This is a genomic window from Bathymodiolus japonicus methanotrophic gill symbiont, from assembly GCF_019721995.1.
In the GTDB taxonomy this organism is placed as follows: domain Bacteria; phylum Pseudomonadota; class Gammaproteobacteria; order Methylococcales; family Methylomonadaceae; genus Methyloprofundus.
Window position 1 is genome coordinate 40,087 of sequence record NZ_BLYC01000011.1, and the last position, 21,194, is coordinate 61,280.

At 43.4% G+C, this 21,194-nt stretch carries 29 protein-coding genes and 2 pseudogenes; 21 read left to right on the top strand and 10 right to left on the bottom strand.

All coding sequences use genetic code 11. The annotated features are described in order from the left end of the window. Positions 1-27 precede the first annotated feature (27 nt). Positions 28-315 (bottom strand): hypothetical protein, encoded by a 288-nt coding sequence (locus K6984_RS15250; protein ID WP_230988109.1) that lies wholly within the window; start codon positions 313-315, stop codon positions 28-30. Positions 316-652: 337 nt separating this feature from the next. Between K6984_RS15250 and K6984_RS36935 the strand changes: the two are divergent. Further along, positions 653-1,842: pseudogene (locus tag K6984_RS36935) on the top strand (IS701 family transposase). Here the strand turns inward: K6984_RS36935 and K6984_RS15260 are convergent. After that, on the bottom strand, positions 1,822-2,232 hold the full coding sequence (locus K6984_RS15260) for a hypothetical protein (RefSeq protein WP_230988112.1): 411 nt from the start codon (positions 2,230-2,232) through the stop codon (positions 1,822-1,824). The pseudogene K6984_RS36935 and the gene K6984_RS15260 overlap by 21 nt on opposite strands. Before the next feature lie 118 nt (positions 2,233-2,350). Beyond that, on the bottom strand, positions 2,351-2,566 hold the full coding sequence (locus K6984_RS15265; protein WP_221896302.1) for a hypothetical protein: 216 nt from the start codon (positions 2,564-2,566) through the stop codon (positions 2,351-2,353). On the opposite strand from K6984_RS15265, the gene K6984_RS15270 reads away from it, so the two are divergent. The 4 genes and pseudogenes from K6984_RS15270 (at position 2,523) to K6984_RS36290 (ending at position 6,861) form a co-directional block, all read left to right on the top strand. Next, a complete protein-coding gene (locus K6984_RS15270; RefSeq protein WP_221896303.1) occupies positions 2,523-2,693 on the top strand; it encodes a hypothetical protein in 171 nt (56 codons plus the stop codon). The two genes, K6984_RS15265 and K6984_RS15270, sit on opposite strands and share 44 nt — an antisense overlap. Positions 2,694-2,849: 156 nt before the next feature. Beyond that, positions 2,850-3,884, top strand: a complete 1,035-nt coding sequence (gene argC / locus K6984_RS15275; RefSeq protein WP_221896304.1) for an N-acetyl-gamma-glutamyl-phosphate reductase — start codon at positions 2,850-2,852, stop codon at positions 3,882-3,884. 269 nt (positions 3,885-4,153) lie between these two features. Continuing rightward, positions 4,154-4,531, top strand: coding sequence for a hypothetical protein (locus tag K6984_RS15280; protein WP_221896305.1), 378 nt, complete (start codon positions 4,154-4,156; stop codon positions 4,529-4,531). A gap of 629 nt (positions 4,532-5,160) precedes the next feature. Then, a pseudogene (locus K6984_RS36290) lies at positions 5,161-6,861 on the top strand (transposase). Here the strand turns inward: K6984_RS36290 and K6984_RS15300 are convergent. Then, positions 6,829-7,008: a hypothetical protein gene (locus K6984_RS15300; RefSeq protein ID WP_221896309.1), complete on the bottom strand. Its 180-nt coding sequence runs from the start codon at positions 7,006-7,008 to the stop codon at positions 6,829-6,831. The pseudogene K6984_RS36290 and the gene K6984_RS15300 sit on opposite strands and share 33 nt — an antisense overlap. Between K6984_RS15300 and K6984_RS15305 the strand changes: the two genes are divergently transcribed. Continuing rightward, positions 6,965-7,216, top strand: coding sequence for a hypothetical protein (locus K6984_RS15305; protein WP_221896310.1), 252 nt, complete (start codon positions 6,965-6,967; stop codon positions 7,214-7,216). The two genes, K6984_RS15300 and K6984_RS15305, sit on opposite strands and share 44 nt — an antisense overlap. A gap of 222 nt (positions 7,217-7,438) precedes the next feature. On the opposite strand, the gene K6984_RS33765 is transcribed toward K6984_RS15305, so the two are convergent. Together K6984_RS33765 and K6984_RS33770 are read right to left on the bottom strand one after the other, a co-directional pair. Beyond that, positions 7,439-7,573 carry a hypothetical protein gene (locus K6984_RS33765; protein ID WP_263458767.1) on the bottom strand — a complete coding sequence of 45 codons (135 nt, stop codon included), beginning with the start codon at positions 7,571-7,573 and terminating at the stop codon, positions 7,439-7,441. 27 nt (positions 7,574-7,600) lie between these two features. Continuing rightward, positions 7,601-7,729 (bottom strand): hypothetical protein, encoded by a 129-nt coding sequence (locus K6984_RS33770; RefSeq protein WP_263458596.1) that lies wholly within the window; start codon positions 7,727-7,729, stop codon positions 7,601-7,603. 145 nt (positions 7,730-7,874) lie between these two features. On the opposite strand from K6984_RS33770, the gene K6984_RS15310 reads away from it, so the two are divergent. The 15 genes from K6984_RS15310 (at position 7,875) to K6984_RS15380 (ending at position 18,488) form a co-directional block, all read left to right on the top strand. Continuing rightward, positions 7,875-8,777, top strand: a complete 903-nt coding sequence (locus tag K6984_RS15310) for a LysR family transcriptional regulator (RefSeq protein WP_221896311.1) — start codon at positions 7,875-7,877, stop codon at positions 8,775-8,777. After that, positions 8,770-9,357, top strand: a complete 588-nt coding sequence (locus K6984_RS15315; protein ID WP_230988113.1) for a class I SAM-dependent methyltransferase — start codon at positions 8,770-8,772, stop codon at positions 9,355-9,357. Before K6984_RS15310 ends, K6984_RS15315 begins: the two co-directional genes overlap by 8 nt. Before the next feature lie 12 nt (positions 9,358-9,369). Further along, positions 9,370-9,762: a rhodanese-like domain-containing protein gene (locus K6984_RS15320; RefSeq protein WP_221896312.1), complete on the top strand. Its 393-nt coding sequence runs from the start codon at positions 9,370-9,372 to the stop codon at positions 9,760-9,762. Between the two features lie 312 nt (positions 9,763-10,074). Next, the gene (gene typA / locus K6984_RS15325; protein WP_221896313.1) at positions 10,075-11,880 is read left to right on the top strand and encodes a translational GTPase TypA; all 1,806 of its coding nucleotides are present in this window, start codon (positions 10,075-10,077) and stop codon (positions 11,878-11,880) included. A gap of 119 nt (positions 11,881-11,999) precedes the next feature. Next, positions 12,000-12,593 carry an imidazoleglycerol-phosphate dehydratase HisB gene (hisB, locus tag K6984_RS15330; protein ID WP_221896373.1) on the top strand — a complete coding sequence of 198 codons (594 nt, stop codon included), beginning with the start codon at positions 12,000-12,002 and terminating at the stop codon, positions 12,591-12,593. 121 nt (positions 12,594-12,714) lie between these two features. Beyond that, positions 12,715-13,356 (top strand): imidazole glycerol phosphate synthase subunit HisH, encoded by a 642-nt coding sequence (hisH, locus tag K6984_RS15335; RefSeq protein ID WP_221896314.1) that lies wholly within the window; start codon positions 12,715-12,717, stop codon positions 13,354-13,356. 44 nt (positions 13,357-13,400) lie between these two features. Beyond that, positions 13,401-14,135 (top strand): 1-(5-phosphoribosyl)-5-[(5-phosphoribosylamino)methylideneamino]imidazole-4-carboxamide isomerase, encoded by a 735-nt coding sequence (gene hisA / locus K6984_RS15340; protein ID WP_221896315.1) that lies wholly within the window; start codon positions 13,401-13,403, stop codon positions 14,133-14,135. A 9-nt stretch (positions 14,136-14,144) separates the two neighbouring features. After that, the gene (gene hisF, locus K6984_RS15345) at positions 14,145-14,918 is read left to right on the top strand and encodes an imidazole glycerol phosphate synthase subunit HisF (RefSeq protein ID WP_221896316.1); all 774 of its coding nucleotides are present in this window, start codon (positions 14,145-14,147) and stop codon (positions 14,916-14,918) included. Next, the gene (hisI, locus tag K6984_RS15350; protein WP_221896317.1) at positions 14,919-15,305 is read left to right on the top strand and encodes a phosphoribosyl-AMP cyclohydrolase; all 387 of its coding nucleotides are present in this window, start codon (positions 14,919-14,921) and stop codon (positions 15,303-15,305) included. Positions 15,306-15,405: 100 nt separating this feature from the next. Further along, positions 15,406-15,723 (top strand): phosphoribosyl-ATP diphosphatase, encoded by a 318-nt coding sequence (locus K6984_RS15355; RefSeq protein ID WP_221896318.1) that lies wholly within the window; start codon positions 15,406-15,408, stop codon positions 15,721-15,723. Positions 15,724-15,740: 17 nt separating this feature from the next. Beyond that, positions 15,741-15,962, top strand: a complete 222-nt coding sequence (tatA, locus tag K6984_RS15360) for a twin-arginine translocase TatA/TatE family subunit (RefSeq protein ID WP_221896319.1) — start codon at positions 15,741-15,743, stop codon at positions 15,960-15,962. Between the two features lie 3 nt (positions 15,963-15,965). Beyond that, positions 15,966-16,274, top strand: coding sequence for a Sec-independent protein translocase protein TatB (gene tatB / locus K6984_RS15365; protein ID WP_221896320.1), 309 nt, complete (start codon positions 15,966-15,968; stop codon positions 16,272-16,274). Further along, positions 16,261-17,013, top strand: coding sequence for a twin-arginine translocase subunit TatC (gene tatC, locus K6984_RS15370; protein WP_221896321.1), 753 nt, complete (start codon positions 16,261-16,263; stop codon positions 17,011-17,013). Before tatB ends, tatC begins: the two co-directional genes overlap by 14 nt. 136 nt (positions 17,014-17,149) lie before the next feature. Then, positions 17,150-17,602, top strand: a complete 453-nt coding sequence (locus K6984_RS15375) for a DUF3465 domain-containing protein (RefSeq protein WP_221896322.1) — start codon at positions 17,150-17,152, stop codon at positions 17,600-17,602. 148 nt (positions 17,603-17,750) lie between these two features. Continuing rightward, entirely contained in the window at positions 17,751-18,488 is a 738-nt protein-coding gene (locus K6984_RS15380) for a pteridine reductase (protein ID WP_221896323.1), read from the top strand. On the opposite strand, the gene folK is transcribed toward K6984_RS15380, so the two are convergent. From folK to K6984_RS15400, 4 genes are all read right to left on the bottom strand, one after another. Then, positions 18,477-18,986 (bottom strand): 2-amino-4-hydroxy-6-hydroxymethyldihydropteridine diphosphokinase, encoded by a 510-nt coding sequence (gene folK / locus K6984_RS15385; RefSeq protein ID WP_221896324.1) that lies wholly within the window; start codon positions 18,984-18,986, stop codon positions 18,477-18,479. The genes K6984_RS15380 and folK overlap by 12 nt on opposite strands. A gap of 2 nt (positions 18,987-18,988) precedes the next feature. Continuing rightward, complete coding sequence (gene folB / locus K6984_RS15390) at positions 18,989-19,342, bottom strand: dihydroneopterin aldolase (protein ID WP_221896325.1); 354 nt, start codon at positions 19,340-19,342, stop codon at positions 18,989-18,991. Between the two features lie 225 nt (positions 19,343-19,567). Then, the gene (locus tag K6984_RS15395; protein WP_221896326.1) at positions 19,568-20,323 is read right to left on the bottom strand and encodes an HvfC family RiPP maturation protein; all 756 of its coding nucleotides are present in this window, start codon (positions 20,321-20,323) and stop codon (positions 19,568-19,570) included. Then, positions 20,304-21,155: an HvfB family MNIO-type RiPP peptide maturase gene (locus tag K6984_RS15400; RefSeq protein ID WP_221896327.1), complete on the bottom strand. Its 852-nt coding sequence runs from the start codon at positions 21,153-21,155 to the stop codon at positions 20,304-20,306. The genes K6984_RS15395 and K6984_RS15400 overlap by 20 nt, the downstream gene beginning before the upstream one ends. Positions 21,156-21,194 lie beyond the last annotated feature (39 nt).

The window sequence follows — 21,194 nt, forward strand, 5'->3', positions numbered from 1 at the left end:
AAATTTCAACCAATTGATTTATAACAACTACATCATCAATAGTAACGAAGATGGGTTATGGTTGTTTTTCAGCAGGCGCAAATGTTCGCGGTTTACTGAAATACTGTGGGAAGTATAAACCATCGGATTACGCTTAAAATCATGCTGGTCTTCTACCTGTGCTTTTTCTAGCAATGCCCCCGAGGTTAAACTGCAGGGGAAAATTTCTGGGTACTCCACCCGTCCATCGAGTTCATCAAAGTAATCGGATTGTTCCGCCAGGGAGCCAGACAAGAAGTTCTTGGCATTGCCGTTATTGACATATTTGCGTTTCAAAAGAAACTCGCTGTCTGGAACTGTCGAACAGTCAGGGAGCGTATTTAGGTCAGGTAGATTTGATAAATCAGTGTCGGCGAGAAATAAAGGTGAGGCCGTTTCTTTTTTAGACCCCAGTAATACGGTTTCTGAAGTTTCCTAGTTTTTAAAGCATAAGAATATAAGCTAATGCTTATTTTTCTGAAATATTAGATATTACTAATATTAATGGCATTCCGTTGACTAAAGCCTTGAATTCTTTTTAAAAAACAACAGGTTAATCTTGAATGAGGCCTAGTTTTACTGTATAATGAAAGTTTATAACACATTGATTATACAGTAAAACTAGGCCTCATTCATGTTCATTTTACGCGATATTTTACTCCCGCTTCAAGATCATTTTTCCGAAACCACTTTAGGCCGCGAACGAGCCTCTCTGTTTGTTTACACGATCCTGTCTATTATCGTTCCCTTTACGTCGTCGATGACATCTAATCTTTGGAGTTGCCTTGATACGTTGTTTGGGTTTGAGATCAAGAATAAGCGCTTTTACACTTTCATGGCTTCTTCAACTTTGCCGTGGGCTGGGCTGTGGAAAACTATCTGGGAGCTGATTCCGTCTCCTGAAACAGATGGGCGCATATTGGTTGCACTGGATGACTCCATTATCACTAAAGTAGGCAAAAATATCTTCGGCTGTGAAGCCATTTTTGACCACGCGGCCAAATCGAATCAAAGCAAATATCCATGGGCACAAAACATTGTATCGGTAGGGTTGATGAAATAGGTCAAAGGTCGCTGGGCGTGCTTATTTTTAGATTTCCGATTTTATCTACCCTTAAAAACAATTCAGGCAAAAAAAGAAACCGCCACGATAAGAGGTGATGTCGTTCCTTTCCAGACCAAGATGGCTCAGGCGGCTCAAATGCTGATTGCAATTGCAGAACATTTTTCCACCGCTCCGATATTGACAGTCACTGATAGCTGGTTTGGCAACAATGGCCTATGGAAGCCTGTTTACAAAGCTATCGGAAGCCGGTTTAATATTCTCTCTAGGTTAAGGTGCAATAATGTACTGTACGATCGTCCAGAAAAAAGAAAACCCAAGCAGAGGGGGCGGAATAAAAAGTACGGGCAGCGTCTGGGGTCAGCCACAGACATGGCAAAAACAGTACAACAAAAGGCCCGATCGTATACCGTGAATCTCTATGGAAAACAGCGTGAAGTCAGGGCTTATAGTCGCGTTGTCATGCTGAAAACATTGAAACGACCCGTTCAGGTTGTCTGGGTGTTTCGTCGCACACAGTGACCAACCATTTGAACTTCTGTATGATGGCAACAACGCTGACGTGGATTTACGCGGATCGTTTAAAAACCGATCCGGAACGTCGGCACAAAGTGAAGGGGCGAGCCAGTTTCGCCTTTTCAGATATCCGCCGCATCATTGCCGAAGCGGCTTTGGATCCGGATTTTGAAAGGGTTTGCCCCAAATACAGTAGCTCCCCTGTAAATTCGGTGGTAGCCGTTTTATTGCGAATGGTTGCTTGATGAATTTCTAAGAAACTTCAGTACGGTTTTATTATTGGACTTAATTGCAATTCGGTTCGACAAGATCAGTTCTGGAATTGTTTTAATTAAGGTTTTTTTAATATCCAGCTCCCGGTCTGGTCGAACGGCATTAACAAAGGTGATCTGATAGTTACTGTAGCGCAGGCCATTTTCAGAAATTATGCGGTTTTTATGATTAGTCTCCCGATACAGGTGGAATTGATATTCAATCATTGCATTTAACTGAAAGCCTAGAACAATTGGTCCCTTAAAGGGGGTATGCGTAATTTGCAGCCACTTATGTTTATCATGAAACAAATTGAAATCATCCGAGGCATTGCGTGCTGCTTCAATATGGATTTGATTAAATATAAATGATTGTGTGAACATTGTTTTTATTGGTCGGTTCAACTCTGAAATGCCATGAAATACCGTTTTTTTCTAGGTCGAGTATGAATAATAGGCAATTACAACTCAACGAAATACTAGCTATATTAAACGAGCTATTTCATTCGCTGAAAATCATGGAAACGGAGCTTAGCGAAGTGGTGATTTTTAGTCCCTGATAGGCGACAGGGCAATTCGTTGATTCGACGTGTGCTAGCAGCACGCGAGAGGAGCAAGAATTGCATTCCGAATAGCCGTCCAGCCAGTGAGGTAGTAATGACGAAGCGGCTTTTGTGCGTAGTCGTTGCGGACGCAGGGCGTTCAGGGCATCTCCCATCCGCTGCGTAGGTGAACGAATTATGGCGACAGGAGTCCCGGACTTTCGTGAGGTAGCATGGCGCGCCTGGAAACAAGGCAAGAATAAGTTGTTTTGCAGGAATGCTAGTGTAGCATCCATTAAATAATACCTGCGGAACCATCATTGCCTTCTTTGCGCCTTGACGCCGAATAAAAAATCCAGCGCAATCCAAGGTAGGTTATTTATTGGGCGTTAGCTTAATTCCCCAAATTTTTATCTTTCTTAAGGTAAAATAGAATTTTTATTTTATGATGAGTTTTATATGATTCGCGCGGGTATTGTTGGAGGGACTGGTTATACAGGGGTTGAGCTATTACGAATATTGGCATTGCATGACCAGGTTGAGGTTGCCGTAGTGACCTCTCGTTCTGATGATGGCATGCGCGTAGATGCATTGTATCCGAGCCTGCGTGGAAGCATAGAGATTTGTTTTACCAAGCCGGATGTAGAGTCTTTAGCGAGTTGTGATGTGGTTTTTTTTGCAACACCTAATGGCACGGCGATGTTAATGGCTGAGCAACTTCTGGCGCGTAATGTAAAAGTGATCGATTTATCTGCTGATTTCAGGATTAAAGATGCGGCTGAGTGGGCAAAATGGTATGGCATGGAACACGCTTGCCCTGATTTAATTGCAGAGGCTGTGTATGGTTTACCAGAAATTAATCGCGCACAAATTAGCGAGGCAAATCTATTGGCCTGTCCTGGCTGTTATCCTACGGCTGTGCAATTAGGTTTTCTACCTTTAATTGAGCAAGGCTTGATCGAAAGCAGTCATTTGATCGCTGATGTAAAGTCAGGGGTGAGTGGCGCAGGGCGCAAAGCCAGCGTTGCCACACTAATGAGCGAGACTGGCGAGAGCTTTAAGGCATATGCTTCCGCAGGCCATCGACATTTTCCCGAGATAGTTCAGGGCTTGTCTTTAGCTGCAGGAAAGCAAGTAGGCTTAACTTTTGTACCACATTTAGTGCCTATGATTCGGGGTATCCATGCCACTTTATATGCACAATTAAAAGGTGATTTAGCATCTCAGTTACAATCCATCTATGAGCAGCGTTATGCAGATGAACGCTTTGTTGATGTTTTACCTGCCGGCGTACATCCTGATACACGCAATGTGAGGGGGAGTAATAACTGTCAGATTTCAGTCGTTGTTCCACAGGGCGGTAATACTGTGGTGGTCTTGTCGGTGATTGATAATTTAGTGAAAGGGGCGGCAGGGCAAGCGATACAGAATATGAACTTAATGTTTGGGTTTAATGAAAAACACGGCTTGCAAACTATGGCTTTGTATCCATAGTTCAGATTGAAAAAGCTGTGAAAGTATACTATGTAGGCCATCAGTGTTCCCATTGAAAGAAGAAGTACCTAAACAAAGCAGCCTATAACCTACCTGAAGGTAGGTTATAGGCTGCTTTGTTTAGGTACTTCTTCTTTCAATGGGAACACTGATGATGTTTATAGCAAACCCCTACTTAATTCCCCTTAGGCAATAGCATTTGAAACGAATGGAAAGACTGTTTTTTTCATATAGTTGTAGCATAGTTTCAATTTTACCATAAATAATTATTGGGAAACTTCGAAGATTTCAAGGAAACTAAAGCTGGGTCTTCCAATACCCGCTCACTTGGAAATCAAATGCGCCTGACTGCAATGAGCTATAATTTAATGCGCGTGTTTGAAGAGATTTCAAAAACACAACAGCCAGAATTGATTCATCCATCGGATAAAAAATATAGCGAGGCTCTGGAGATAAGGCAGCAACAGGCTCAAAAACGAGATCGTTTTGTGAATCCATTGTTTTTCCAGGCAAGAATATCTCGTATCAGCTCGTATACCATTCGGGCAGTTCAGAACGCAATAATAACAGGAATGTCTTTACAGTGCTTTATGAGCTCTCTTGTGGCGATGTTAGTTTCACGGCCTCAATTGATAGGGGAACACTGATGAAATGGATACAACCCTAAGTGTATTGCATCATCTATAAAGGGTAAGTCATGCAAACCTCAAGTATTACCTCGAAAGGGCAAGTTACGTTCCCTGTACAATTACGTAAATCTCTAGCACTTACTGAGGTGCAAAAAGTAAGGTTCAGCTATATTGGAAATGTGATTACCATTACTCCAAATTGAAGAGGAAATTAGTGCTGTATTTGGCTTGCTTAAAGCAAAAAAGCAGTTTCCCTTTGAGAGTGTAGTTGTAGATAAAGTGTCTTAAAAAGTGTCTTAAAAAGTGTTCGGTTTTTGTTGACCATTACACTTTTTTTGATTGGCCAGATTGATTCATCGAACCTCTGTTTTTACATGTCTAACTGAACGTTGAGAGTTGTCCATTACAGTTCCTTTGGGCTATTTAGCTGGGGAGGGCTAGAGAGAGCCAAGCCCTCCGCCGATTCTAATAATTCCTGTATTAAAATATCACTAGCTTGATTAGCAATTTATTCGCCCAGCATGGGTTGCAAATTGATAATTTGATTGCCTCACTCTGGGCTAAAATGCATATAGCCCCCCGTGTCAGGATAGTTTTCGCCTTATTTGAAAAATAATAACTCAAACAAGGGGCGGAAAAATAAAACCATGACAACTCAATACCCAAAAGAAAGAAAAGATGCCATCATTAACAAAATGCTTCCCCCCTTAAATATGAGCGTACCTGAATTAGCTAAGGCCGAAAATATTCCTTACGGAACGCTGTATACGTGGAAGCAAACTTATGTTGATAAGAAGTGCAAAAACACTAAAAACACAAGCCATTCTCCTATACAGTGGACATCCGAGAAAAAATTATCAGCCATTATAGAAACAAGTACCCTGAGCGAGCAAGAGTGTAATGAATATTGTCGTACACATGGGCTTTATAAAGCTGAGCTTGAGTCCTGGAAGACCCATTTTATTAAAGGATCAGAGCAAAACGTGACGCAAGAAAAAACAGATAAAAACGTATTAAAACAATTACGTAGTGAAAACAAAAAATTAAAGAAAGAGCTTAATCGCAAAGAGAAAGCACTTGCAGAAACAGCGGCCTTATTGGTGCTTAGAAAAAAGCTGGATGCGCTCTGGGAGGAAAACGAGGACGCTTAATTCCTCACTCAGAGCGCGTAAATTATGTCACATGGATCAATGAAGCTATTGAACAAGGTGCCAGAAAGGGCAAAGTCTGTAATATTGTTGGTATCAGCATTCGTACCTTACAAAACTGGCAAGTTAACGGAGGAGTAGAGGCCGATAGAAGGTCGGATGCCATACGCCCATCTCCTAATAATAAATTAAGCGAATATGAGCAACTTGCTATTTTAATGACCTGTAATGAGGACGAGTATGCCAATTTACCACCGAGTCAAATCGTCCCTATCCTGGCAGACAAAGGCATCTACATTGCCTCCGAATCATCATTTTATCGAGTGTTGCATAAAGCAGAACAAGTCACACATAGAGGGCGGGCTAAAGAGCGAAAAAACACCTCCAAACCAACGAGTTATATCGCAGAAAAAGCGAACCAGGTATGGACGTGGGATATCAGCTACATGCCAACACCCATCGTGGGTCAGTTCTACTATTTATATATGATAGAGGACATTTATAGCCGAAAAATAGTCGGGGCTGAAGTGTATGAACAAGAAAGTGGCGAAGATGCCGCTACACTACTTGAGCGTAGCCTATTAAAGGAAAAAATGATGTATAACTCGATGTTCAAGTTTTCAGCTATAACTGGGCTAAGAAAAGTAAATTTTTCCGGCTTTGTTTCATAAGTGATTGATTTACAATGATGTTGATGCTTTCTTTGTCAGTAAAATTATCAATAAAATAAACCAGTTAAAAAACTTGAACATCGAGTATAACCCATTGGTGCTCCATTCTGATAATGGCGCACCAATGAAATCACTCACCTTGCGCAGCAAAATGTATGATTTAAACTTAACCAGCTCATACAGCCGCCCAGGAGTGAGTAATGACAACCCTTATTCTGAAGCTTTGTTTAGAACGGTAAAGTATTGTCCTGACTGGCCTGGCAGTGGCTTTGATAGTCTTGATGAAGCCCGGGAATGGGTAGGTAACTTTGTCGAATGGTATAACAACGAGCACCGGCACAGCAAAATAGAATTCGTCACACCTGCGGAACGACATGAAGGAAAAGACAAAAATATTCTTGAAATGCGAGATAAATTATATCTCCAGAAGAAAAAAGAAAAACCTTCCAGATGGTCTGGCTCAACCAGAAACTGGGATGCTACAGGGCCAGTTTCATTAAATCCTGACAGGACTGATGAAGCGGCTTAAATAATTTAGGCGAAAACTATCTTGAAAAACACCGCAGGCGCGCCATGCTACCTCACGAAATTCCGGGACTCCTGTCGCCATAATTCGTTCACCTACGCAGCGGATGGGAGATGCCCTGAACGCCCTGCGTCCGCAACGACTACGCACAAAAGCCGCTTCGTCATTACTACCTCACTGGCTGGACGGCTATTCGGAATGCAATTCTTGCTCCTCTCGCGTGCTGCTAGCACACGTCGAATCAGCGAATTGCACTGTCGCCTATCAGGGGCTAAAAATCACCACTTCGCTAAGCTCCGTTTCCATGATTTTCAGCGATAGTTACATCCGGCTAGCTTCTATAAGCGATCAGGCGTAATGGCAAACCGAACATGGTTGCAAAAAGATCAAGCAAAACATTGGCGGCGAGAAAAGCTAGTGTTGAAATGCATAGGCAGTGACCAATCACTTGAACTTATGTATGATGGCAATAACGTTGACGTAGATTTACGCAGATCGCTGTAAAGCCAATCCGTAGCGTTGACAAATAATGGGTGAAGCAGTTTTGCCTTTTTGGGTATCTGGCAGATCATTGTCGAAGCTACTTTGACCCCCGCTGAAAATCAGGGAAACGTAGCCTAAGCGAAGTGAAGATTTTTAGTCCGCGATAGCCGTAGGGCCGTTGTTTTTTCGGAGTCTGAGCGTTAGCGAAGGTGGAGACAAAATAAAAGGCCATCCGACACGGCGTCAAGTCATTTGGAGCCTATGTTCCGACCCCTTGTTGGGTCGGGACGAGGTGACGAGGACGAATCGGGGCCGCCGGAGGCATAAGTGGTCGCGTTAAGTTTTTGCTGCTTGCTTGGGCTGGGATGCCCAAAACAAGCTTTCGCAAAAATAGCGACTCCCCGATGATTTTGATAAGCTTTGCCTCAAATGCAGCAGCTCCCCCTGTAAATTCAGTGGTAACCGTTTTGCTACGCATGGTGGCTTGATGAATTTCTAAGAAACTTCAGCTAAATACACTATTAGACTAGCGTATGGATAAACTTACAGGAATGAAGGTGTTTGTCAGTGTTGCAAAGGCAGGCAGCTTTGTCAGTGGCGCGCGTGAAATGTCAATTTCCAGAGCGATGGCAACTAAACATATAAGTCAGCTGGAAAGTTACCTAGGTGCACGCTTACTTAATCGGACTACCCGCAGCTTAAGCCTGACTGACGTAGGTGCGGCTTACTTAAAGCGCTGTCGTACAGTTTTGTCTGAGATTGAAGAAATGGAGGGTGCGGTTACGCAACTACATACGGAAGCACGAGGAAAGTTGAAAATAAGCTCTCCACCGGTTATTGGTGCTTTATATATTGCTCCTGCGGTTGCAGAGTTTCTTCAGCGACACAATAAACTGTCGGTTAATCTGGTTATGAGTAGCCATATCGGCGATCTGGTGGGTGAGGGGATAGATATAGCGATTACCTTTGGTGGACTGGACGATACCAATCATATTGCTAAAAAAGTGGCTAGCTCCTCCCTGTTAGTGTGTGGTTCGCCAAGCTATTTTAAAGAGCATGGTAAGCCACTAGTGCCAGAAGACCTGGAAAATCACAGCTGTCTGGTTAACTGGGCGATTCCGCCGCGTAATAAATGGAGTTTTAAAGGGCTAGAGGGGGAGAAGGAAATCAAGGTAGACGGGCGTATGGAAGCCAATGCGGCTGACCCTATTCGAATTGCGGCGAAGAAGGGTCTAGGGCTGGTGATGTTGCCAGAATATATTGTGAGTAGAGATATAGAAAAAGGTCATTTGCAGGTTGTACTCGATGATTATGCGATGGCACCTGTGGATATTCATGCGGTTTACCCACATCGTAAATATCTTTCGGCCAAGGTGCGGGCATTTTTGACATTTCTTGAAGAATGGTTAAGAACACAAACGGCCGCACGTGAATAGTCCGCTGGCTGGCAAGTGGAATCAACGCTACCTTATTACTCCAGATTATACAACTTTAGCTCCTGCAGCAATTCTAGCTGAAAACCAATTTTTATTACCACCTACAGGGACTGCTCTGGACTTAGCCAGTGGCTTTGGTGCAAATGCCCTGTTATTAGCTAAGCAGGGCTTGACCACGCAAGCCTGGGATATATCCTCTATTGCGATGCGGCATTTACAGCAGCAAGTAGATGCTCACGCCTTAGCCATAAAGACATACACCCGGGAAATTAGCCCGCAGAGTTTTTCTGCAAATACTTTTGATGTCATTGTTGTCAGCCGATTTCTTGACCGTTCGATTTGTGATGCGATAATGGAGAGTTTAAAAATTGGTGGACTGCTGTTTTACCAAACCTATACACAGCTTAAAACTTGTGAACAAGGGCCTAATAATCCGCGCTTTCTATTGGCAGAAAATGAGTTATTAGCATTGTTTTCTTCGTTGAAGCCGGTCTATTATCGGGAAAATGGAGTGCTAGGCGAGGTTCGGCAAGGTTTAAGGAATGAAGCGCAGTTTATTGGGCAAAAGATTGAGCTATAGGGTAATACGCAAATGATAGAAAATTTAACACCGCAACAATCATGGGAATTAATGCAGGCTAATCCAGATGCTGTATTGATTGATGTTAGAACGAAGGTAGAGCATGATTTTGTTGGTCGCCCACTCAATGCAGTGCATGTGCCCTGGAAAGAAGCCCCTGAATGGCAGTTAAATCCTGATTTTATTGCTCAGGTCAGGCAGGCTGTAAATGATACTGGCAGTCCGGTTTTGCTCTTGTGTCGCAGTGGTGCGCGCTCACTGTCTGCCGCAGAGGCTTTGCAACAGGCAGGCTTTACGCATCTGGTAAATATTCTGCAAGGCTTTGAAGGGGATCTGGATGATAATAAGCATCGAGGCAATCTAAGTGGCTGGCGTTATGCTCAGTTGCCCTGGGAGCAGTCTTAGGTACTCTTTTCGTAGCGAAAAAAGGCTATTTAGGTAACACGCAATAAATAACCTACCAATATTGCGCAGGATTTTTGTTCGCCTTCAAGGCGTAGAAATAGGCGCATAGCAGGCTACGTAACTATTTCTACAACACAGAAGATGGACAAAAAGACAAGCAAGGTGGGTGGGTTATTTGTTGCGAGTTACCTTAGTACGTATAACACTGAACCTGGATGTCGCGCTATGTCTTAGCCATAATCAAAGTAGTAAAAAACACTGATGTTTTCGGTGTCCGAAAACATAACACTCATTAAAAATAGTACAAATAAAGTGATAGAAAAATTAAGAAATATAGCCATTATTGCGCACGTCGATCATGGTAAAACAACGCTGGTTGATAAGTTATTAGAACAGTCGGGTACCTTTGCCGAGCATGAGCAAGCTACCGAAAGAATGATGGATTCTAATGACCTGGAAAAAGAGCGAGGTATTACCATTCTGGCAAAAAATACGGCTATCGACTGGAATGGCTATCATATTAATATTGTTGACACACCAGGGCACGCCGACTTCGGTGGTGAAGTCGAGCGTGTTTTATCTATGGTGGACAGCGTACTATTGTTAGTTGATGCTGTGGATGGACCTATGCCGCAAACGCGCTTTGTTACGCAAAAAGCTTTTGCGTTGGGTTTAAAGCCGATTGTGGTCATTAATAAAGTAGATCGTCCTGGCGCGCGACCTGACGGGGTGGTTGATCAGACCTTTGATTTATTTGATAATCTGGGGGCGACCGATGAGCAGTTAGACTTTCCGATTGTTTATGCATCGGCCATCAATGGATATGCTGGTCTGGAAGATGATGTTTCCGGCGGTGATATGACCCCGCTATTTGAAACAATTGTGGACAAAGTAGTGCCTCCAGCTGTTGATGCAGATGGTCCTTTCCAAATGCAGGTGATTAGCCTGGATTACAACTCCTATGTCGGGATTATTGGTGTGGGGCGTATTCAGCGTGGTACGGTTAAGCGCAATATGCCGTTAACACTGGTCGATATTGAAGGTAAAACTCGTAACGGCCGGATGCTAAAGCTATATGGTTTTGATGGGCTGGAGCGTGTAGAAGTAGAATCTGCAAGTGCAGGTGAGATTATCGCTTTCTGTGGTATAGAAAAACTGCAAATTTCAGAAACGCTATGTGCGCCTGATAATGTAGATCCCTTGCCTGCCTTGTCAATTGATGAACCCACGGTGAGTATGACTTTTCAGGTGAATAACTCACCATTTGCCGGTAAAGAAGGTAAATTTATTACCACACGTCAAATCAGTGATCGCCTGGACAAAGAATTACAGCACAATGTTGCCTTACGCGTTGCGCCTACTGATGATCCGGATAAATTTAAAGTGTCAGGGCGTGGTGAATTACACTTATCGGTATTAATCGAAAATATGCGCCGTGAAGGCTTTGAGATGGGAGTTTCTCGTCCTGAAGTGATTATCAAGGAAATTGATGGTGTTAAATCCGAGCCGTATGAATATGTAACCATTGAGGTCGAAGAAGAGCATCAGGGTACGATTATGGAAAAACTAGGTGACCGTAAAGGTGACCTGAAAGATATGGTACCCGACGGTAAAGGGCGTATTCGTCTGGAATATATCGTGCCCTCGCGTGGTTTATTAGGTTTTCAAACAGAGTTCCTAACATCAACCTCTGGATCTGGTCTGTTTTATCATGTGTTTGATCATTATGGTCCTGTAAAAGAGGGCGCGGTGGGTAACCGGGTTCGTGGTGTACTGGTCTCCATGGCCAAGGGTAAGGCGGTTGATTACTCTTTATATCCACTGCAGGCACGTGGTGAGTTATTAGTAGTGAATGGTGATGAAATATACGAAGGTATGCTGGTCGGCATTCATTCTCGTACTAACGATTTAGTGGTTAACCCTACCAAGCCTAAGCCATTAACCAACGTGCGTGCTTCAGGAACCGATGAAAGTCTGACCTGTGCCAAGATACAAAAAATGACTTTGGAGCAGGCTTTAGAATTTATCAGTGATGATGAACTGGTTGAAGTTACGCCAAAATCGATACGCTTGCGTAAAATTTTATTAACTGAAATTGAGCGTAAGCGCGCAAAATAACCTAATCGTTCCCAAGTTCCGCGAGGGAACGCAGTTAGCGATGCTCCTGCGTCGTGTATATTGGGCGCGGGAGCATCAACGGAGGCATTCTCACGCTGAGCGTGGGAACGATAATACATATGACAAATAGAACTGCGAGTGTTGAGCGCAACACACTAGAAACAAAGATAAGTGTAAGCATAGACCTGGATGGCACAGGCAAGGCTGAATTTGATACTGGCGTGCCTTTTTTAGAGCATATGCTGGATCAGATTGCGCGTCATGGCCTGATCGATATGGATATCGTCTGCAAAGGGGATCTGCAAATTGATGATCATCATACTGTAGAAGATATTGGTATTACTTTGGGCAAGACATTTGCTAAGGCCTTAGGTGACAAAAAAGGCCTGTTTCGCTATGGTCATGCCTATGTGCCACTGGATGAAGCTTTATCGCGTGTCGTGATCGATTTTTCAGGTCGCCCGGGATTGCATTATGAGGTCGAGTTTAAGCGCGCCATGATAGGCAGTTTTGATGTGGATTTATTTCGTGAGTTCTTTCAGGGCTTTGTGAATCATGCGGGTGTTTCTTTGCATATCGATAATCTGAAAGGGGTGAATGCGCATCATGTTGCGGAAACAGTGTTTAAGGCAATGGGGCGTGCGGTGCGTATGGCGGTGACTGAAGATCCGCGTATGGCTGGGATAATGCCATCTACAAAAGGTGTATTGTAGGTTGGGTTAGCTTAGCTTATCTAGCGTAGCGCAGATAACGTAACCCGACATTTTGTGATAACTACGATTTGTTATCTTGCATTATGTTTTATATTTTTAATCGATTTACTTTCTAATTCTAATGTCTTCAGTAGCAGTCATAGATTATGGCATGGGTAATTTACACTCCATCGCCAAAGCTTTACAGCACGCATCACCTGATGTCGATGTGCGGGTTGTTTCCGATAAACAGGCCATTTTAGCTGCAGATCGCGTGGTCTTTCCCGGGGTAGGCGCAATTCGTGATTGCATGCATGCACTTGAGGCGACCGAGCTTGTCGAAGTTATTACTCAGGTTGCGCAAACTCGGCCCTTGCTAGGCGTTTGTCTGGGTATGCAGGCGATGCTTGGCCATAGTGAAGAAAATGGTGGGACCGATTGCTTAAATCTTATTCCAGGGGAAGTTGTGCATTTCGCAAAAGATTTGCAGGGCGCTCAAGGGAAAAAGCTAAAAATTCCGCATATGGGCTGGAATAAAGTACAACAAGTAGCGCATCCCCTGTGGCAAAATATAGCGCAGGACAGTCGCTTTTATTTTGTACATAGTTACTATGCCCAGCCTGATGAGTCACATAGAGTTGCAGCGACTACCGAGTATCCTGATGCTTTTGCCTGTGCATTGGCTAAGGATAATGTCTTTGCAGTGCAATTTCATCCAGAAAAAAGTCAGGCAGTTGGCTTGCAATTGCTACAGAACTTCTTGCACTGGGATGGCCAGTGTTGAATTTGAGTTCATTATATTTATATTACCTTATTGAGGCTTGAAAAATGTTGTTAATCCCCGCTATCGACCTGAAAGATGGTAAATGTGTGCGTTTGCGTCAAGGTCGCATGGAAGATGATACGGTCTTTTCAGATAACCCGGTAGAGGTTGCCGGACGCTGGGTTGATGCTGGTGCCAGGCGAATTCATCTGGTCGATTTAGACGGCGCGTTTGCAGGTAAGCCGCGCAATGCAGAAATTATTCACCAAATCGTCGAGGCTTATCCAGATGTGCCGGTGCAAATCGGCGGAGGAATACGCGATGAAGATACGATACAAGGCTATTTAGAAGCTGGCGTACAATATGTCATTATTGGCACCAAGGCGGTTAGTGAACCGCATTTTGTGCGCGATGTGGCGGTTGAATTTCCTGGCCATATTATTGTTGGCCTAGATGCAAAAGACGGTAAAGTTGCCATAGATGGCTGGTCAAAATTATCGCATCATGATGTGATAGACTTGGCGCAGAAGTTTGAGGAGCATGGCGTAGAAGCGATTATTTATACTGATATTGCACGTGATGGCATGATGCAGGGTGTGAATGTCGAAGCGACTGCGAAACTGGCGCGGTCTATCAAAATTCCGGTAATTGCTTCAGGCGGTATTACCAATATGGATGATATTCATGCGCTAGGTGCTGTTGCAGGTGATGGCATTATGGGCGCGATTACCGGTCGGGCAATTTATGAGGGTACGCTGGATTTTGTCGCGGCAGAAAAGCTTGCCAAGTCATTTGCCTAAAGAGTTATTATGAGTTTAGCTAAACGAATTATCCCCTGTCTTGATGTCGATAATGGAAGGGTAGTTAAAGGAGTACAGTTTGTAGATATCCGTGATGCAGGTGATCCAGTTGAAGTTGCCCGTCGTTATGATAGAGAAGGCGCGGATGAAATTACCTTTCTGGATATTACTGCGACACATGATAACCGCGATACGATAGTGCATGTGGTTGAACAGGTGGCTAGTGAAGTCTTTATTCCACTCACCGTAGGCGGTGGTATTCGTAAATTGGAGGATATACGCTGCATGCTGAATGCAGGAGCTGATAAGGTCGGTATTAATAGTGCGGCTGTGTTCAATCCTGAATTTGTTAAACAGGCAGCGGAAAAATTTGGTTCACAATGTATTGTTGTGGCCATCGATGCCAAAAAAGTTAGTGCGCCGGGTGAGTCTGATCGCTGGGAGATCTTTACCCATGGTGGGCGTAAGGAAACAGGAATAGACGCGATCGAGTGGGCTATAAAAATGGTTGATTATGGCGCAGGAGAAATTCTGTTGACCAGCATGGATCGCGATGGCACGAAAATTGGGTTTGACCTGGAATTAACCCGGGCAGTTAGCGAAGCGGTAGCTGTACCGGTGATTGCCTCGGGTGGCGTGGGTAATCTGGAGCATTTAGCAGCAGGAGTACTTAAGGGCAAAGCAGATGCGGTATTGGCGGCAAGTATTTTTCATTTTGCTGAGTACAGCGTTGAAGAAGCTAAACAATATATGCGTGATCAAGGCATCGAGGTGCGGCTTTAAATGAATAATGCATGGCTAGATGAAATTCGCTGGACAGAGGATGGTTTAGTACCTGTTATTGCTCAACAGACGGGTACAGGCCGAGTAGTGATGTTTGCTTGGATGAACCGTGAAGCTTTGGCATTAACTGCTGAAAATGGTTATGCAGTCTATTGGTCACGTTCGCGCAATAGATTATGGCGCAAAGGTGAAGAGTCAGGTAATCAGCAAAAAATCATTAGTATTCAGCTGGATTGTGATGAAGATGTACTGTTACTGGAAATTGAACAGCACGGTGGTATTGCTTGTCATACGGGACGGGAAAGTTGCTTTTATCGGACTCTGGAAAATAATGTCTGGAAAGAAAATTTGCCGGTCTTAAAAGACCCGGCAGAGATGTATAAATAAGCATTACAATGGATGTAGGGCACGGCTTTAGCCCGCCATATTCTGCTTGTATAAGGCGGGCTAAAGCCGCGCCCTACAGAGTTAATAGTGAGAAAATTGAATGAGTGAAGTATTAACAGAATTAGCTGCAGTTCTAGAGCAACGCAAGCAGGAGTCAGCTGATTCTTCATATGTTGCGAGCTTATATGCAAAAGGTCTGGACACCATATTAAAAAAAATTGGTGAAGAAGCGACCGAAACGGTGATTGCGGCAAAAGATGGCAATAAACAGCAAATCATTTATGAAACAGCGGATTTATGGTTTCATAGTTTGGTGTTACTTGCTCAACAGGGCTTACATCCCGATGATGTCTTAAATGAATTACAGCGACGTTTTGGATTGTCAGGTCTGGAAGAAAAAGCGCAACGTCAGAAATAACCTAAAGAGGAATTATTATGGGAATTAGCGTAACTCAATTATTAATTGTATTAGTCATCGTGATTGTTTTATTCGGCACCAAGCGCCTGCGCAATATGGGCGGTGATTTAGGTGGGGCAATAAGAGGCTTTCGTTCGGCAATGAAAGGTGGTGAGCAAGACACAAAAATTGAGGAAAACGAAGCTGATATTCTTGAAGGCGAAGTAACAAAAAAGCAATCTGAAGAAGATAAAGTCTAAGCCATGTTTGATATCGGCTTTTGGGAGATTTGCATGATTGGCCTGGTAAGCTTGCTTGTTATTGGTCCAGAAAAATTACCTAAAGTTGCACGAATTGCAGGCTTCTGGGTGGGTAAAACGCGGCATATGGTTGCCTCGGTTAAAGAAGAGATAAAAGAAGAATTTAAGGAAGAAGAACTAAGGCAGTTATTAAAAGAGCAGCAAGATAAAATAGATGCGATGACCAAAGATCTGAGCTTGAATGGCCGGGCAGAGCATTTTTTAGATTCAAAGCAGCAACAAATGGATAAAGACAAACATGGCGGAGAGTGAAGAGCAGGAGCAGCCATTTATTTCTCACCTTGTCGAGTTACGTAATCGATTATTAAAGGTGGTGTTAAGTGTGTTGCTGGTTTTTCTGGCGATGGCTCCTTTTGCTAATGAGATCTATAGTTTTTTAGCCCAGCCTTTGATGCAGTTTTTACCAGAAAATACGTCGATGGTAGCCATCGATGTGGTCTCGCCTTTTTTAACGCCGTTTAAGCTAGTATTAGTCGCAGCAATATTTATAGCCGTTCCGGTTATTTTGTATCAATTCTGGGCATTTGTTGCGCCAGGCCTGTATGCACATGAAAGGCGCATGATTGCGCCCTTATTAATTGCTAGTACCTTGTTGTTCGTACTGGGTATGGTATTTGCTTATTACGTGGTTTTCCCGCTGGTGTTTGGATTTCTTACTGCGGCAGCGCCTGAAGGCGTGTCGGTGATGACCGATATTGCCAAGTACCTGGACTTTGTGCTGACCATGTTTTTTGCATTTGGTATGGCGTTTGAAGTTCCCATTGTCACAATTGTGTTAGTCTGGGTCGGTGTTTTTACACCCCGGCAGCTGGCAGAAAAACGACCTTATATTATTGTCAGTGCTTTTATTATCGGCATGTTTTTAACGCCGCCCGATGTTATTTCACAGACCTTGCTGGCAGTCCCTATCTGGCTGTTATTTGAAACCGGCTTGTTATTTTCACGATTATTTGTCAGAAAAGATAAGCAGCGACAAATAGGTACAGACTAGTGCAGCACCAGGGGTTAAATACCGTTAAGAACTTTATTCCACTATACCCGACATAGCGAAAGCGATTGCACTCCTTTGCCATTGCAGGAAAAGTAATCAATATAATGATAGGCAAGTACCTGGCCGGACTACGAATATGAAAAAAACCCTTATTTTATTAGTCACTGTTGCGCTAATTATCTTCGAGAGCTATCAGGAGCAAGGAAATTTCCTGATCGCCGACGATTTATTGCAAACTTTTACACTTGAAAATAGCGAAAACAACAGTCTGCAGCGTGCTTTCAATAATAAGCAAAGTGATCTGCAGATTCAGGGGGCTGGTGTGGTTGTAAAAGTATTACGTGATGACACTAAGGGCTCAAAACACCAGAAATTTATTCTGCGCAATAATACCGGGCAAAGCGTGTTGGTGGCTCATAATATAGACCTGGCACCCAGGCTTTCTGGGCTGAAAAAAGGGGATACCGTTGAGTTTTATGGCGAGTATGAATGGAATGCAAAGGGCGGTGTTATCCACTGGACGCATAAAGCCCCCGGCAGTCGTCATATTTCTGGCTGGCTAAAATATCAGGGCAGAACTTACCAATAATCCTAGAAAAATCAATTGAGCACGGATTTTCCACAAAACCGTGAAGCGTTTTTAATTCGCCCGATGGGTAAAACTAACAAGTCGACATCATAATGTATATTCAACAGCTTGCAAGCAACTTAAGCGGTCAAATGATTTTTCTAGGATAATGTTAGCGAATAAGAATATTTTAATTACCGGCGGAGCAAAAAGAGTCGGTGCGTATTGTGTGCGTTATCTGCATGCGCAGGGCGCTAATATTATTTTGCATTATCGGAATTCAAAAAATGAGGCGCAGGCCTTGGCAGGTGAGCTTAATGAGCTGCGTGCTGATTCGGTGCGTATTTATCAGGCGCAACTGCAGGATATTAACGCACTGCAAGAGCTGGCAGAAATGGCTGAGCAGGCATGGGGAGGGGTTGATGTATTAATTAATAATGCATCCGCTTTTTATGCCACTGGCATAGCTGAGGTGACAGAATCGCAATGGGATGATTTACTGGCGAGCAATTTAAAGTCGCCATTTTTTTTGATTCAGGCGCTCGCCCCTGGCTTAAGCAAGCGACAGGGCTGTGTGGTGAATATCGTAGATATTCATGCCGAGCGGGGTTTGCCTGGGTTCCCTGTGTATAGCATTGCTAAAGCAGGCCTCACGGCGCTGACCAAAATACTCGCTAAAGAACTGGCGCCACAAATAAGAGTGAATGCCGTGGCGCCAGGCGCAATTCTATGGCCGGAATATGAGTCTGATGAACAGCAAAAGCAGGAGATTCGGGCTAAAGTTGCTTTGCAACGCACGGGCAGCCCCGAAGATATTGCCAAGGCAATTGCTTATTTAATTAATGATGCCGAGTATATGACAGGTCAGGTATTGACGGTAGACGGTGGACGAACTTTATTCAGCTAGACTTATTTTGCCAGATAAATGTTCAATTTTTTGTTGAGCAGCCTTGCTTTTATCGAATTCCTGCCAGAGTTTATCGAAGCACACATCTTTAACTGGATGATGTCGTTCTGGCGCTATTTCAGCTAAAGGTTCAAGTACAAAGGCGTAATCAAGAATGTCCTTATGCGGGATAGTTAATGCTTCGGTAGTGATAATTTCCTGATCATACAAGAGCAAGTCCAGGTCTAGCGTGCGTGAAGAGAATTTTTTCTCAGTCCGCACCCGGTCGTGCTCTGCTTCTATGTTCTTTAGCTGTAGCGAGATGTGCACAGGGTCATGCTCGCTGTAAAAAGAAATGACTAGATTTAGAAATGCGTCACCGGCAAAGCCAACTGCAGCAGATTCATAAACACTGGAATAAGTCAGGCTGCCAAATTTGCACTGTAATATCTCAAGAGCAGAAGGAATATTATGCTCTGGATTGATATTGCTACCTATGCTGATAAAACACAGAGGCATGTTTACTTTGTACCGCGCTCAATAATAATGCCGACATCGCTAGCGCCGCTGATCGCACCCTTTTTATTGAGTGTCAGCTTGACCCAGGGGACATTAAATGTGCTACGAATGGTATGGTTGATTTCTTCGGCAAGCTTTTCTACCAGGAAAAACTCGCTTTGCTCGACAAAGTTTATAACATGTTGCGAGACGGCTTTGTAGTCTAATGTGTCTTCAATATCATCCGTTGCAGCAGCTTTTTTGATATCGTGAGCCATTTCAATATCCAGGATAACTGTTTGTTTGATTTCGCGCTCCCAGTCGTAAATACCGATGACTGTATCAATTTTCAAACCGCCTAAAAAAATAATGTCCATTAAGACTCCAGTTATTATTATAATTATACTTATTGTACTGAAGTTTCCGAGTTTTTGAAACATAAGAGCATTAGCGAATACTTATTAAACTTAATATTAATAGTGTTCCGTTTGCTAAAAACCTTAAACTACAAAACGTCCTGGGAAGTTTTTTGCGAAATGCCCATAATGAATTAAATATATCACAGGGTACTGCATTTATAGCTTGAACCCGGTAAACGTATTCTACACAAGTAATACAACCTGCTTATCTATAAACTGCTGTATTGCCTCTAGGGCAGATTTTTTTAACAATTCGCTGGGATTATCGGGCAGAACGGTTGTTAAACAGAGATCGATACTTATGGGCTGCTGGTTTTGAATTGTCTGCAATAGACAAAAGCTCAACGGCGCTAGTTCAATAAATTTCACCTCATCTTTTGTATCACGGTAGGCCACAAGATAGCTGGGTTGCTTTGGTGTTTGTTGGTGCAAGTAGTCAGGGGAGATTTTATGTACCGGGAACTGGTAGGCTAAAGGCCAGGCTAGGGGTGATAAATTAATTGATTGGGTTAAGTCGGTGATTTGATGTATTTCAGTCGCAGGGCTCTCTTCGGTGGAAATAGTTAAAGCCATTTCCACCCACTCATAATGCGCAAGTTCCAGCATAAAGGGGTAATCATCTGCACTGATTTTTCTTTGGTTTTGCAAATACGCGATAAATTCTTCTGGGATCTCGGAAAAATACGGCGTTGTACTTGGGTGATTGGCAAAAAAATCCTGCGTAAGTTGTTGCCAGTAGTCGTTGTTACAGATTTTCCGTAACACCGGGAAGTTACTGGATAGGAAGCTTTCTACATTATTAAAGCACAGCTCGCGATACATTTGCATGCGGTTTTCCCGCACGCCTTCTGGGCAAGGGTTGCTGGAGGGGTTGCGGATATAGGAGGTAAATTCCGCTTGTTTAGCTTTAAAGTCTACTTTATGCAGAGAGTTGTTCATTATGCGTGCTCCATGCGTTTTGTATCGAATGAATAATGGCCACTTCACGCTCAAGCTCGGCAACGCTGGGAATATTGAAGTCTCTTTCTAAAAGCGTTGGGAAAACGCCATGATATTCGTAGGCTTTGCCGAGTAATTGCCAAACCGGGTCAACGACTTCGGCGCCATGCGTGTCAACTAGAAAATCCTCTGCTTCTACATAGTGTCCGGCAATATGTGCATAGCTGATGCGCTGGGCAGGAATAGCCTGTAAAAACTGCTCTGCATGATAGCCATGATTAACGCTGTTGACGTAAATATTATTGATGTCTAAAAGCACATCACAATCTGCCTCTGCAACTACCGCATTGAAAAAAGCAATTTCAGTCATTTCCTGGCCAGGTGCTGCGTAGTAGGATGCATTTTCAATGGCTATTTTTTGTTCCAGAATATCTTGTACCCGCTGGATGCGTTTAGCGACATGATGTACTGCTTCTTCGGTGAACGGAATGGGCAGTAAGTCATAGAGATGTCCTTCGTGGCTACAGTAGCTTAGATGCTCGCTATAAAATTTGATTTTATGCTGCTGTATAAAGTCTTTTATCTGGTTAATGAATTCTTCATCGAGTGGGTCTGTGCTACCGATTGATAACGATAAGCCATGACAGATGATCGGGTAGCGCTCAGCTATTGCAGTAAATTGCTTACCATATTTTCCGCCCATTTGCATCCAGTTCTCAGGTGCTACTTCAAAAAAACTGACATTCTTAATGGGTGCGCTCAGTGCTTGCTCGATAAAAGAACGGCGTAAACCAAGTCCGGTATCATGTACCAGGTTTTGTGTATGCTGCATGATTGATCCTTGGTTGCTGAAAATGTGTGTCTGAAACAG